Source organism: Alkalihalobacillus trypoxylicola (assembly GCF_001590785.1).
Classification (GTDB): domain Bacteria; phylum Bacillota; class Bacilli; order Bacillales; family Bacillaceae_D; genus Alkalihalobacillus; species Alkalihalobacillus trypoxylicola.
In genome coordinates, this window is record NZ_LTAO01000023.1 from 285,548 (window position 1) to 299,029 (window position 13,482).

The 13,482-nt window shown below is 35.5% G+C and carries 15 protein-coding genes; 3 read left to right on the forward strand and 12 right to left on the reverse strand.

The window, feature by feature from the left end; translation table 11 throughout:
- Nucleotides 1-9: 9 nt before the first annotated feature.
- From AZF04_RS13915 to AZF04_RS13940, 6 genes are all read right to left on the reverse strand, one after another.
- Complete coding sequence (locus AZF04_RS13915; RefSeq protein WP_061949242.1) at nucleotides 10-1,041, reverse strand: S66 family peptidase; 1,032 nt, start codon at nucleotides 1,039-1,041, stop codon at nucleotides 10-12.
- Between the two features lie 38 nt (nucleotides 1,042-1,079).
- Complete coding sequence (locus AZF04_RS13920) at nucleotides 1,080-1,427, reverse strand: hypothetical protein (RefSeq protein WP_061949243.1); 348 nt, start codon at nucleotides 1,425-1,427, stop codon at nucleotides 1,080-1,082.
- Between the two features lie 118 nt (nucleotides 1,428-1,545).
- Nucleotides 1,546-3,204: a glycoside hydrolase family 43 protein gene (locus AZF04_RS13925; protein WP_061949244.1), complete on the reverse strand. Its 1,659-nt coding sequence runs from the start codon at nucleotides 3,202-3,204 to the stop codon at nucleotides 1,546-1,548.
- 443 nt (nucleotides 3,205-3,647) lie between these two features.
- On the reverse strand, nucleotides 3,648-4,367 hold the full coding sequence (locus AZF04_RS13930; protein WP_061949245.1) for a hypothetical protein: 720 nt from the start codon (nucleotides 4,365-4,367) through the stop codon (nucleotides 3,648-3,650).
- Nucleotides 4,368-5,240, reverse strand: a complete 873-nt coding sequence (locus AZF04_RS13935) for an ATP-binding cassette domain-containing protein (protein WP_061949246.1) — start codon at nucleotides 5,238-5,240, stop codon at nucleotides 4,368-4,370.
- Complete coding sequence (locus AZF04_RS13940; RefSeq protein WP_061949247.1) at nucleotides 5,241-5,606, reverse strand: GntR family transcriptional regulator; 366 nt, start codon at nucleotides 5,604-5,606, stop codon at nucleotides 5,241-5,243.
- Between the two features lie 251 nt (nucleotides 5,607-5,857).
- On the opposite strand from AZF04_RS13940, the gene guaC reads away from it, so the two are divergent.
- Complete coding sequence (gene guaC / locus AZF04_RS13945) at nucleotides 5,858-6,841, forward strand: GMP reductase (protein WP_061949248.1); 984 nt, start codon at nucleotides 5,858-5,860, stop codon at nucleotides 6,839-6,841.
- Nucleotides 6,842-6,971: 130 nt separating this feature from the next.
- Complete coding sequence (locus AZF04_RS13950) at nucleotides 6,972-7,787, forward strand: AraC family transcriptional regulator (RefSeq protein WP_061949249.1); 816 nt, start codon at nucleotides 6,972-6,974, stop codon at nucleotides 7,785-7,787.
- Nucleotides 7,788-7,868: 81 nt separating this feature from the next.
- On the opposite strand, the gene hmpA is transcribed toward AZF04_RS13950, so the two are convergent.
- Nucleotides 7,869-9,074, reverse strand: a complete 1,206-nt coding sequence (gene hmpA, locus AZF04_RS13955; RefSeq protein WP_061949250.1) for an NO-inducible flavohemoprotein — start codon at nucleotides 9,072-9,074, stop codon at nucleotides 7,869-7,871.
- Nucleotides 9,075-9,218: 144 nt separating this feature from the next.
- On the opposite strand from hmpA, the gene AZF04_RS13960 reads away from it, so the two are divergent.
- Complete coding sequence (locus AZF04_RS13960) at nucleotides 9,219-9,656, forward strand: Rrf2 family transcriptional regulator (RefSeq protein WP_061949251.1); 438 nt, start codon at nucleotides 9,219-9,221, stop codon at nucleotides 9,654-9,656.
- Between the two features lie 58 nt (nucleotides 9,657-9,714).
- Here the strand turns inward: AZF04_RS13960 and AZF04_RS13965 are convergent, their stop codons facing one another.
- From AZF04_RS13965 to AZF04_RS13985, 5 genes are all read right to left on the reverse strand, one after another.
- On the reverse strand, nucleotides 9,715-10,545 hold the full coding sequence (locus AZF04_RS13965; RefSeq protein WP_061949252.1) for an SDR family NAD(P)-dependent oxidoreductase: 831 nt from the start codon (nucleotides 10,543-10,545) through the stop codon (nucleotides 9,715-9,717).
- A gap of 24 nt (nucleotides 10,546-10,569) precedes the next feature.
- Nucleotides 10,570-11,238: a YczE/YyaS/YitT family protein gene (locus tag AZF04_RS13970; RefSeq protein WP_174522663.1), complete on the reverse strand. Its 669-nt coding sequence runs from the start codon at nucleotides 11,236-11,238 to the stop codon at nucleotides 10,570-10,572.
- Nucleotides 11,239-11,467: 229 nt separating this feature from the next.
- A complete protein-coding gene (locus AZF04_RS13975) occupies nucleotides 11,468-12,427 on the reverse strand; it encodes a DUF4097 family beta strand repeat-containing protein (protein ID WP_061949253.1) in 960 nt (319 codons plus the stop codon).
- Entirely contained in the window at nucleotides 12,428-13,027 is a 600-nt protein-coding gene (locus AZF04_RS13980; protein ID WP_061949254.1) for a DUF1700 domain-containing protein, read from the reverse strand.
- A complete protein-coding gene (locus tag AZF04_RS13985) occupies nucleotides 13,020-13,340 on the reverse strand; it encodes a PadR family transcriptional regulator (RefSeq protein ID WP_061949255.1) in 321 nt (106 codons plus the stop codon). Before AZF04_RS13985 ends, AZF04_RS13980 begins: the two co-directional genes overlap by 8 nt.
- Between the last annotated feature and the right edge of the window lie 142 nt (nucleotides 13,341-13,482).

Sequence of the window (13,482 nt, forward strand, 5' to 3'; positions counted from 1 at the left end):
ATTTTTTTATTATTGTACAGCACTCTCTAATATGGAAAAGGTAGCGTGCTCACAATCTAACTCTGCTAATATCCCGTATGGTAAAATACATTTTGGTTCAGTATGTCCAAAGTTTACATTAAATAAAATAGGTAAATCAGTTAAACCATATTCTTTCATGACCTTAATAATTTCACTTTTATATTCTTCTGCATATTTATCATCATAAGGTTTGGCAAAAATCATTCCATTAAGCTTTTGGAGAATGCCTTGTGTAGCATAATTTCTTAACCAATACCTGATCATATCAGGTTCAGATTTTACTTCTGCTGTTTCTAAAAAGAGGATACTATTATGCCAATATTCTCCCTTTGGCCATAATTCTGTTCCTTTTGCAAATTCTAGTACTTCAATGCATCCACCTATCAACCGACCTCTCGCTTTCCCAGAGCCTTGCAAAATATGATAACCTGAATTTTGATACATGCGACGCTTTTTTAATTTATTTTTTTCTTCCCAAGCCAAAAATTCGCTCGTCCATTCCTTCGCTGGAGCAATTTCCCCTATCACTTCATTAGTAAATAAAGTACGATTCACCATTTCAATCGTATATGGGTCCATGGCAACATTCTCTGCAAAATCCGTTAAAACCGCAGGACCATAAAAAGAGGATAGACCCGCTTTATGACAAATCAAATGAGAAATCGTCACATCTGAATAGCCCATAAATATTTTCGGATGATTTTCTATTACTTTATAATCGATATAAGGAAGCAATCTTACGCTATCTTCACCACCAATATTCGCAAAAATCCCTTTTATGCTAGAGTCACTAAAGGCTAACATTAAATCCTCTGCTCGTGCTTCGGGATGCTGATATAAATATTCAGAGCCTTTTAAGCTATTCGGCATTGGTACAACCTCTAATTCAAAAATAGATTCTAATCGCTCAACCCCTTGATGATATCTCCAAATAAGGTCTGAATCACCAGCTCCACCCCATGAAGTACTGACAGTTGCTATTTTATCTCCACGATTCAATTTATTAGGTTTAGTCAGCAAAAGCTCTCACTCCATTCTGTTTTAAAATGGTTAGTAAATTAAAACTTGTTAGAACTTGCGTATGCCCTTGCCATTGTTGATGGTGAGAAGGTGATCTGGTAGCGACCAGCTAATTCTTTTTTTAGCTTTTCTGTCATAAATTTACCTTGTCTATTATGTTTGTCCTCCATTTCAACTCCATTTGGAAGTAAAGTATCACGATTCCAATCTATCCATTCACCATATTCTTGGGCCCAGCACATTAATTCTCTTTTTAATGGAGAAGAAATGGTGATATCATCTAGATCGAGATTGCAGCCACATTGCTGGCACCAAATAGGTTCAGCTCCAACGTCTGCTTCTATTTTTAGTAAATAAGTTATTTCCGTATCACAAAAACAATTCACCTATATTCACCTACTCTGCCTTTATTTATTTCGTAACTAAAATCATTCTTAATAGAAATATTTTACACTTAATTAGAAAAAACCTGTAGATAAAAACAGGTTTTTTAGTGGATGATGGTTATTTACTTTCTATTGGAATTTGATTTCCCCAAATAGATACACCTTGATCTGAGGAGGCTGTAAACGTAATATTCCATTCTCTTAGCTCTTGATCCCATTGTTTAAGAACAAAGCCATCATAGATTATTCCATTCATTTCTATTTCGACTATGTTTGGTTTTTTAAAGACCCAAGTACCATTTACGTCCCCTGAGACGAGACCGTTTTTTTCTAATATCATTTCTTTTGATCTCTTAATCTCCGTTGAATTGTCCATTCCGTGATGAATTAGTTGAAAGGAGCCTCTCACATCCCTTTCCTCGAGGGTCTCAAGCGTTTCTCCTGCATAACGAAATGGTGCAATAACAGGCCATCCTGCCGAATTCATCATTAGCCTGTGCACCCTTAATTCATGTCTTTCGCCTTTATTAGGAAATCGTGTATGAAACACAATCCACTTATCTCCTGTAGTTTCATCAAAAAAGACAGAATTATGTCCTGGTGATGCATAACCCCATCCTTGACCTGTTTCCCGATCTCCTGCTTTTTTTTCAAATTTGAAATTTCCCATTAACTTATTTCCAATAGAAGAATTCTCGATATTGCCTAAAAGAACGGCATTTTGCCCTTTTACGTCTAGATAAGGACCTTCTGGATTAGTGGAGCGAAAGACTCTCATATTATAGCCACCATCTACTCCTAACCACCCATAGGTCATGAACAGATAATAGTAGCCATGATCACGGTCATATTTTACGTAAGGACCTTCCCCAGACTTTCCAAAACCTCCTGCAATTTTTGTACCGAAATAGCGATCGATTAAACGACCATCTTCTGTTTCACCATCTTCCCTTGGATAAATCATTTCTCCTGTTTCTTTATCTAGCTCTACAATAAAAATCCCACCTGACCATGAGCCATAAGTCATCCAAAGACGTTCATCTTCGTCATAGAATACATTAGCATCAATGGCATTCGGATATTGTTGGTTATTATAAGAACCATCTCCATTGAACCATTTTTGATTTTCTTCATCTATAAGGTCTTCATCAATCAAAGATTGAATATTTGTATTCGTCCACTTCTTATTGACCTCACTATTTTGGTCAAACGCTTCTTTCTTTGTAAATCCTGAATAAACGATAGTCTGGACATATCGATAAGGTCCTTCTATTTCCTTTGATACGGCATATCCAATAGCCGAACGCATATAAGTTGAAGATGCACTATAATAGAGCATAAAAGCCCCCTTGGTACCATCGTCATTTCGATAATCCTTATTCCAAAAAACTTCAGGAGCCCATACCGCATACCCGCCTTTACTATCTGCATCATTTTCGCCAGCCCATTTAAAAGATTCAGCCAAATTTTCAGATAAATCACCGTAAAGGATATTATCAGGAGTTTTATAGCCATTAGAAAAACGAGACCAGCTTATTAAATCAGGTGAGCGTGCTGCTTCTACATGTGTTCCAAAAACATAATACATGGAATCAACTTTGATGATAGAAGGATCGTGCACAGAAACCTCATTAAATAAAGGCGGATCAATAGGTGCTTCTAACCCTTTTTTTCCATGTAGAGATGATACATTAAGCTTTGCCCATATTAAAGCTGACACGGTTACTCCTGTTACAACGACTCCAATGAGCATTTTTGTCCTTTTTTTCTTCTTCATATATTCCCCCCTCAATGTTAAACGCTTTCACAAAGAGTTATAATTTATTAACAAATTTATTATTAGGTTAATATTACTACGAATAAAAAAGAGAAACAATCTTTCTTTTATACTGGAATCAATTTCATAATGCATATCTTATAATGAGAACCGAATAGTTTGGCTTTTGATTTTCACTTTAGGTAGATGCTTTCCCAAGGGCTTGTCTTCAGCTAACTCTGACTACGCAGAGCTTCGTCAGAGTGGATTTTCAGACTGCGCAGATCCTTTGGGAGTCACTACCTGCCGTTTCAATCATGAAGTTAATTTGCAAAAGTTTAGAACATATTTTATAAGAAACGTTCGGTTTTATTCGTTTATAAAGCAATTATGAAATTCACTCATTGAAAACAAAAAATCTGAACGATTCAATTTCATCGTTCAGATTTACTTCAGTAAGTATGCTATTCGGTTATGCCTTCTCCCCAAGTTGAAGTATGGCCGCCTTTTTCTAATGGACCATTCTTCATGAGTAGATAGGAAATCACTAAAAAAGTAAGAGCAATAGCTAATAAAATGTGAATAAATAGTAATGGATTCTCCACTATATAGGTTAAAAGTGACGCAACATTGCCACCTACCATATACCAAGTTAATAATCCTAACCCAAATATTGTCGCAATCATTAAAGACTTTATAGCTCCAAAATAATGCCATAACGCATTAATAATAAAGCCAATCGAAAAAGCTAGGATAGCCCATATAAAGTCACTCCAAAAGTATAGAAGAATTGATTCATTAGGTAGAAAACTACCCGTATGTATCAAGTTAAGGTAGGTTAAGTCCCTTACATACAAATATTGATTCAAAAAGTGAAGACTATTTAAAAGAATCATCGCTATCGCTATGAATAAAAAGGCATTAATAAAAACACTTAATAAAAACTGTTTTCTTGTACCACCTAAAGCCATAAGATTTTTATACCCCTTAGTAAAAGCTATAAAAGGGTAAATAAAAAGCAATCCATAAACAGGTCCGAAAATAGCATGATTAATTTGAACCGCAACCACATAGCCAATAACTGACGCAACAGCAAAAATAAAAGCTGTAATAATAGCAATTATTGTCATCTGCATCCGAAAGTCTTCAAAAAACAATTGAAATGGCCCCTTAAACGTATTCATTTAGTGAACCTCCTTTTTAACCATTGTTTTTTCAACTAAATAATCTTGTAGTGGTGCTTTCTCAATAGAAACTCCTACATCTCTTGCTCTTTCTAGCCATTCATCACTTAACCTTTCACCTACCATGACCTTTAACTGCTTGCCGAATGGCTGCTTAGAGAGAATGTGCTTATTATCAAGAAATTCCTCGACTTTTCCCTTTTCACCTGTTACAAAGAAGCCCTGTTGCTTTATCTCCTCCATCTCAACATAGTGTTCAATCGTTTGATTATGGACTATGGCAAGCTTTTCACACATCGGTTCTATTTCATCGATGTGATGCGAGGATATTAAAATAAAACGAGGATCCTCTTCATAGGTTTCGAGCAAGGCAGCGTAAAACTGTTTGCGCATATGAGCATCTAATCCATTTGTTGGTTCATCTAATATCGTTACAGGCGCTTTACTAGCTAAACCTAGAACAATTTTTATCATCGTTTGCATTCCTTTGGAAAATTTACGAATTTTCTTTTTTCGAGGAAGGTTAAAAATTTCCACTAATGAATTAGCTAATTCCTGATCCCAATTGGCATTAAAATAGCTTCCAAACCTCAAGGCATCATCGACACTCCATATATCTGAAAAGGGATGATTTTCTTGCATATAGGTGATATACTTCATTCCTTCACTATTGTTATAAGGGTTTAATCCATGGATTTTTAGTTGTCCTGCTGAAATTCTCTCTTGCCCCGATAATAGCTTCATTAAAGTCGTTTTTCCTGATCCATTACGCCCCCATAATCCTATAATAACGGGTTCGTCCTCAAATAAATTTATATTTTGTAGGGCCAAATGTTTTCCATAATAGAATGATACATTCTCAATAGCAATCATTTACTCTTGCTCCTTTCTTATGAATTCTATGATTTCATCTTCACTTAAATGGATTCTCTCCGCTTCCTCTTTTAGAGGTCGAATGAATTGCTTATAAAATAGCTTCTTTCTCTCTTTTAGAAGTACTTCCTTAGCTCCCTTTGCAACGAACATTCCAACCCCTCGTTGCTTATAGACTAGCCCCTCTTGAACCAAGGTAGACAATCCCTTTTGAGCCGTAGCACGATTAATCTGATAAAACTGTGAAATTTCTGTCGTAGAAGGAATTTGATCTCCCTCTTTCAGTTCCTCTGTGACTATATCATCTGCTATCATATCGGCAATTTGTTGAAATATCGGTTTAGTATGATCAAAAACGGCTTTCACTACATACTCCTTCCTCCAGGTTGATAGGTTGATTACTTGTGTAATCAACTATACAATAATCATTCAAATTAGTAAAGAGTTTAATTTGGCTTAAAGTACGATTATATAAGCGAATTCTAAAAATACATAAAATTCCCTCAATAAATCTCCACTATTTCTTTGACATCTCTATAAAAATAAGGTACAGTACCAAATGGGCGAACAATTTTTATCTAATTAATATAAAATATTCGTATTTAGAGGTGTTTAACATGGATAATGTTTTTGATTATGAAGATATACAATTAATTCCTGCTAAATGTATTGTTAACAGTCGGTCAGAATGTGATACGACAATTAAATTAGGCGGGCATTCTTTCAAGCTTCCAGTTGTACCGGCAAATATGCAAACGATTATTGACGAAAAAATTGCGAAATACTTGGCTGAAAATGGCTATTTCTATATAATGCACCGATTTGAACCTGAAACGCGCGCTACCTTTATTCAAGACATGCAATCAAAGGGCTTCATTGCTTCTATTAGTGTGGGGGTAAAGGAAGAAGAATATGATTTTATCGTGAATCTTGCCGAACAAAATTTGGTTCCAGAATTTATTACGATTGACATAGCTCATGGCCACTCTAATGCTGTTATCGATATGATTAAACACATTAAAAGACACTTACCTAAAAGCTTTGTTATCGCGGGTAACGTCGGAACGCCAGAAGCGGTTCGTGAACTTGAAAATGCAGGAGCGGATGCTACTAAGGTTGGAATCGGCCCTGGAAAAGTTTGTATAACAAAAATAAAAACGGGCTTTGGAACGGGAGGTTGGCAGCTAGCTGCTTTACGTTGGTGCGCAAAGGCTGCTAGTAAACCGATCATTGCAGACGGAGGAATTCGCACTCATGGTGATATCGCTAAATCGATTCGATTTGGTGCTTCTATGGTCATGATTGGCTCTCTATTTGCTGGACATGAAGAATCACCAGGTGAGACCATCGAAATGAATGGAAAATTATTTAAGGAATATTTCGGTTCTGCCTCTGAATTCCAAAAAGGCGAAAAGAAGAATGTTGAAGGGAAAAAGATGCTTGTTGACCATAAAGGTTCTCTTCAAGATACCCTTAAGGAAATGGAGCAAGATCTTCAGTCTTCTATCTCCTATGCTGGGGGAAATAAACTAGAATCTATTCGTAATGTAGATTATGTGGTTGTAAAAAATTCAATCTTCAATGGAGATAAAGTATATTAATCATGAGTCCCTCTTTTCATATCGGAAAGAGGGTTTATTCTTTTGGGGAACCCCTACAAATCCGAACAAAAATCATCGGATCTCGTAGCTTCAAATCATTTATCCTACATATAGAAGGGAGGTTCATTCCGTGGATATTTTAAAGAAATTAAACGAGGCGATTCATTATATTGAGGAGCATTTAACAGACGAGATTGATCCACAAGAATTAGTTAAGATATTCTGCTTTTCCGAGCACCATTATAAAAGAATGTTTTCTTTTATCACTGGTTTAACGATAGCAGATTATGTTCGTAAACGCCGTTTAACTTTAGCTGCTTTTGATCTAATAGAAACAGATATGCGAGTATTGGATGTAGCTATCAAATATGGCTATGGCTCAGCTGATTCTTTTTCAAGAGCCTTTCAATCCTTACACAATGTTCCACCTAGTAAGGTTAGAGAGAACACGGTTCCATTAAAAGCCTACCCACGAATGACCTTTCAAATATCTATAAAAGGAGATGTTGAAATGGATTATAAAATCATTAAAAAAGGGAGCTTTACCGTTGTAGGGAAAAGGGAGTATGTTGCTGACAGTGGAGGGGCGTTTGAGCCTAACCTGTGGGAGAGCCTTGAGCAAATTGAGCTTGAACTAAAAAAATTAACCCCAACCGCATTTCCAGGCATTTTGCATGTATCCATATCTTTAGAAAATGGTGGCACAGACTATTATATTGCAGCTGCAACCTCTGATCCTTGTCCAGAAGGAATGTCTGAGCTTCGCATTCCCGCTCAAACTTGGGCTGTCTTTTCAGTAACAGGTCCATTACCTGAAGCTCTTCTCGAAACGTGGGAAAAGGTGTACACCGATTGGTTTCCTACTTCTGATTATGAGCTAGCTAATGCTCCGGAGATGATTGATTCAGAACAAACAGAGATTTGGATACCTATTAAGAAAAATTAACTTCATCGTCAAATTAATCATAAAGAGTTTGGGAAAAGCCAGCAGGCACTGCCCCAAACTCTTTTTCATTTCCAATCAATATTAATGATTAGGAGTAAACCATTCATTCATTCTTCGCTCATCAGGCACTCCCCACTTCTTTAGTAGCTCATTAATCGCTTCCATAAAAGGTTGTGGTCCACAAATATAAAAATCATGGTCATAATGAGCTAATAATGATTGCATCCATTCTAAGTCAATATAGCCTTCTTTATCGTATTGATTGTTTTGTCTATCCTGTTCAGTAGGATTAGAATAACAAACATAGCTACGAATATTAGACGATAATTCTGCCCAAGACTGGATTTCCTCTTTCATTCCATGCACATCTCCATTTTGGGCTGCATGTATAAAGGTGATTTCTGTATTAGTTGAACCTTGTAATAAGCTCTTAACCATACTAATCATAGGAGTTATTCCTACTCCACCACTAATAAACACGGTTGGACGAGAAGGTTCTTTTAGTATAAAATCACCTGCTGGTGCTGTAAGCAATAATGTATCTCCAACGGATGTTTTATTATGTAGATAGGTTGATACAACTCCATTCGGGTTGCCGTCATGAGCATCTTCACGCTTCACACTGATTCGATAGTAATCTTTATCGGGTGCATCAGAAAGGCTGTAATGTCTCATATGTGTATATATTTCTCCATCTATTTCTGCCTTTATAGTAATATATTGACCTGGTTTAAAGGTTGGTAAAGGCTGGCCGTCTTGTGGAGTTAAATAAAAGGATGTAATAACAGAGCTCTCTTTTACTTTTTTTGCTACAACAAAGGGACGAGTATCAATCCATCCACCTACTTGCTGTTCAACCCCCTTGTAAAGCTCTTTCTCCATCTCAATAAATAAATGAGCGATTTCGTTATAAGCAGCACCCCAAGCCTCTATAATTTCTTCTGTAGCTACATCTCCTAAGACATCTTTTACAGCTTCAAGCAATGTTTGTCCTACAATTAGATACTGGTCCGCCTCTACCCCTAATGCTCGATGCTTTTGAGCAATTTTCTTTAACATCGGCCGTATACTTTCTAACTGATCAACATGTGCTCCGATGACATATACGCTTTTTGCTAACGCGCCCTGTTGTATCCCTCTTTTTTGATTACTTTGATTAAATATATTTCCTAAACTAGGTACCTTTAAAAAAAGAAGTGAATAAAAACGCTCTCCTATTTCTTGGCTATAATTTTCTAATACAGGTGCAGTCGTTTTGACAATATTGATCGTCTTCTCAGTTAGCATATAATCACCTTTTCCATTTTATTGGGCTAAATTTTAAAGAAGTATTTAAAATACATCTTTAAAATAGTCGATAAATATGTTAAAAGCAATATATATAATACTACTTTTAAAATTTAGACACATTTAAGTTAACGAGGTGTTCACATGCAATTAACTTCATATACCGACTATTCGCTAAGAGCTTTAATCTATATAGGTGCACTTGAACAGGGAAAAAGAACGTCCATTAAGGAGATTTCCAGATTTTATCAATTGTCCAATAATCATTTGCAGAAAATCATTCATGAGCTAGGGAAAAGAGGTTATATTGAAACAATCCGTGGAAGAAATGGCGGAATCCAAATGAAGATGGATCCAAACGATATTAATGTAGGTCAACTAGTACGAGAAACGGAGGATTTGAATATTGTCGAATGCTTTAATCAAAATCATAACTGTGTCATTAGTTCAGTCTGCAAGCTAAAGAGTGTCCTCTATCAAGCAAACGAAGCTTTTTTACAGGTTCTCGATCAATATACGTTAGCTGATTTAATGATGAACAAAGAGGAGCTTTCTAGACTGTTATTTTCTGAGCGATCATAAAAAAAAACCAAATATACAGGCCTTTTATACCTGTAATCTGGGTTTAATGAACATCCACTTAAGAATTCAATTTTTTCCATAGTATAAAATCTATCCAGCTTGAGGGGAGCCATCTTTTAGCTAAATAAATGAATTTAATATTTTTTCCGATTGGATATCGCAGCTTTGGATTTGATTTTTTACAAATAGTTAGGACTAAGCTTGCCACTTCTTCTGGGTTTGCAGCATTTTCAGAAGAAGCTCTTGCTTGCTCCATCACTTTTTTCTCAAAATCATTAAAGGACTCTGATTGGTTTTCCACTTGCTGCAAGGATTTGTTCCATATTTTCGTTTGATAGGAACCAGGTTCAACTAATGAAACGGCAATTCCCTCTTTTTTCAGTTCCCATCTCATACTCTCACTTAATCCTTCTAATGCAAATTTCGATGAACAATAAGAGGATAAACCAGGTAATCCAATCAAGCCACTCACGCTACTTATATTAATAACTTTAGCTCTCTCAGATTTTTTCAGCAGCTCCAAGAACAGGTTTGTTACAATAAACACCCCTGTTACATTTACATCTAGCTGCGATTTCCACTGTGTTAATGTTAAATCCTTTAGAAACCCCGCCTGGCAATAACCAGCATTATTGATGAGTACATCTACTTTTCCATACTTCTCTTCAACTACTTGAACAGCCTCTTTAATTTGCGTTTCATCCGTTACATCCATTTGCCAGACAAACAAATTAGGTGCTTTATGGTTTTTTTCTGCGTAATGCATTAACTCACTTTGATTCCTAACATCTCTCATTGTCGCGACAACTATATAATTAGCTGCTAAAAGCTTTTGAGCTATCAGTAAACCAAAACCACTATTAGCTCCTGTAACGACGGCAACCTTCATGCTACACTTCCTTAGACCATTTTTTTAAACAGCTTCTTTATCGACTTTTGTAACTGATTTCATTAAATGACGTTCATCAAAATAATAACGAAGTTTTTTTATAAAGTAGCCGACTAAAAAGGCTGATAAAACCGTTCCTTCCCTTATCCCAACTATCTCTCCTAAAAGCATTAACGACGAGAGAAAAGCTATAACTACTAAACTCCAATCAAACATAATTTTCATATTGCCAAACTGGATATTCCATTTCATTGCTAACACTTTGACTATTCCTTCACCTGGATTCATAATAACATCGGCTCCTACCTGCAAATAAATGCCCAATGCCAATATAAAGGAGCCAAAAATAACTGCACCAAGCTGTAATACGTATAAATCTATCGTTATAAAGGAAAAAAGAAACATTCCGAAATCAATAAAAAAACCAAAAATAGGCCCAACTAATAACTGTAGATATTGAACCTTCGGAAACTCTTTACCAACTATTAGAACTTGTAATAATAAAAAGATGACACAAACAATGAGTATCAATGTCCCAAATGAAACAGGAACGGCATAGCTCCATACATAAGGTACACTTGATATTGCTGTCGTTCCAAGACTTGATTTGGTAACAAGAGCAATTCCTAAGCCCATAAAAAAAAGACCTAATATAAAAATTAGATAACGTTGAAATACAGGTAATGAATTCAATCTTCACCTCTCCTTTTCAGGATCAGTCAAAATCTCAAAATAACATATAAAGATTTTTTTGGCCGATACCTATTAAATGATACGACTCTATCATAACAGATTTTATAGGGAAATCAGAAGGAAAAGCTTTACAGTCATCATTTAATGACGTTGCTAGACACAAAAATAAGCTGGTTTAAGTTCATACTGAGCTTAGACCAGCCAATCTACTAAATACTTAACTAGTAAATCATTCGAAAATAACTTCTATATCTCCGTCCTTGGATTGAATGTTTAATGAGTGCTCAGTATCCACTGAAGAAACAGCTTTTGAAGAATAATCATTTCCGTTTATTGTAATATCACCAAAACTAGTTTCAAGCTGATAGCTTAATTCGGATTCCGTATTTTTTAAATCTAGATATACATCTCCAAAGCTAGAATGGATGAACGTTTGCCCCAATAGCTCACCGTCTACTTTTAAATGACCATCAGTTATTCCAAGCTCCGTCTCTTTACTTGAAAAATTCTTTAAAGTCACATTCCCAAAATGATTCTCTAAAGATGTATTAGTAGACTCTATAAAATCCAATTGAGCTTCTCCATCACTCATCTCTATTTTTACATCATCTGTTTTCACTTCAGAAGCGGTCAAATCTCCGAATTGATTTTTTATCATTAATTGATTCGATTGAATATTATTCATCGTCACATCACCGTCATTCGTTAAAATATTTATTTGGTTGGAGGTGATGCCAGCTAACTGTATATCGCCAAATTTATTTGCTAGGTTTATATCATCAAACTCGATATCCTCAGGAACATAAATTTTGATATTGGTTTTATGGATGTTTGCTGAAAAGCTCATTGCAAAATTAAATCGAGAGAACGCTTTATCCTCTATGACTAGAGTATTATTCTCAACAGAATAATTAACCTCTGTATATCTTAATTTATCCATTTCTATTTTAAATTCATCTGAAGGAATGACTTCAATATCTGCATTCGAAAGATCTAACTGAATTCGATTAAAATCATCTAATGTTACTATCTCTTGTAAACGATCTTCTTTACCTACAGCCTGAAATCCATTCGCTGTTGTAATGATAGAAAATTTCGTTCCATTTAAAAGACCAACTAATGCTAGAAGAATTCCTATAAAAATAAGTGCACTAGCAAATACGGTGAAGACTCTTTTGGATCGTTTCATCTACTTTTCCTCCTTGCTTTTCGGTATCATTTTATCAAACAATCTTTTCAGCAATTTCACTAGCCTTGAGTTGGCTGCCTTAGTAAATCGTATAAAAGGGCCATATAAAAGGACTCCTAAACCGATAGCAACTAGACCTACACCTACAAAGAATATAGAGGTTTGCCAATGTTGAAAGATTACCGCAAACCCAGATATGACACTATAAATTCCGCTAATAGGCAAACAGAAGACCAATATGGATAGTGTTAAAATAAAAAGTCCGTACACAAGAATTAAACAAAATGCTAGAGTAACCATAACGATTAACATAGGTAGAGCAATTGGAGCTGCTAAAATAGCTAGTATAATGAGCCACATAGCCGAAAAGCTCTTTTTCGTTGAAACCGTTGGGTGATCCAATTCTTTAACCGCATAATCTGCCAAAATTTGTGATGCTACAAAAGATGGAGAACCTAGCCTCGAAATGACAGCTTCTGAATTTTCATCTCCCGCTTCTAGAAAATACTCATTATAAAAGTCCATTACCTCATTGATATCTTCCTTAGGTAATTTTTTAATTTTAACTTGTAGCTTTTTTAAATATTCTTCTTTACTCACTCTGTTTCCCCCCCATTAAAACGGAATCAATTTTATGTTTAAATTCCACCCACTCTTTATTAAGCTCTTCATATCTTTCAATGCCACTAGCTGTAATTCGGTAATATCTTCGATTTCTACCTTGAAATGGCTGATCGTAAGTAGTTAAAAATTCTTTCTTTTGCAGCCTGCGCAATACCGGATAAAGAGTAGATTCTGATATATCCATCACCTCACGTACTTGTTGGGTAAGTGAATAACCATAAGTATCCTCTTTCACTAAAACCGCTAACACACACGCATCGAGTAAAGAGGAACCTAACTGAAATGACATTAAAACACCTCCGTTCCATCCATATAATACTATACGACATATAATATCATTTTCAACAATATTATATGTGGTATAGTATAGTGTGTCAATATCATTTTTTAGAGCACATCTTAAGGAGTCAGAATCATACGAATGAATGAGG

Coding starts and splice junctions, on each gene's coding strand:
- AZF04_RS13925 (WP_061949244.1), bottom strand. CDS start 3,204: ATGAAGAAGAAAAAAAGGACAAAAATGCTCATTGGAGTCGTTGTAACA.
- AZF04_RS13930 (WP_061949245.1), bottom strand. CDS start 4,367: ATGAATACGTTTAAGGGGCCATTTCAATTGTTTTTTGAAGACTTTCGG.
- AZF04_RS13935 (WP_061949246.1), bottom strand. CDS start 5,240: ATGATTGCTATTGAGAATGTATCATTCTATTATGGAAAACATTTGGCC.
- guaC (WP_061949248.1), top strand. CDS start 5,858: ATGGATAATGTTTTTGATTATGAAGATATACAATTAATTCCTGCTAAA.
- hmpA (WP_061949250.1), bottom strand. CDS start 9,074: ATGCTAACTGAGAAGACGATCAATATTGTCAAAACGACTGCACCTGTA.
- AZF04_RS13960 (WP_061949251.1), top strand. CDS start 9,219: ATGCAATTAACTTCATATACCGACTATTCGCTAAGAGCTTTAATCTAT.
- AZF04_RS13965 (WP_061949252.1), bottom strand. CDS start 10,545: ATGAAGGTTGCCGTCGTTACAGGAGCTAATAGTGGTTTTGGTTTACTG.
- AZF04_RS13975 (WP_061949253.1), bottom strand. CDS start 12,427: ATGAAACGATCCAAAAGAGTCTTCACCGTATTTGCTAGTGCACTTATT.
- AZF04_RS13985 (WP_061949255.1), bottom strand. CDS start 13,340: ATGTCATTTCAGTTAGGTTCCTCTTTACTCGATGCGTGTGTGTTAGCG.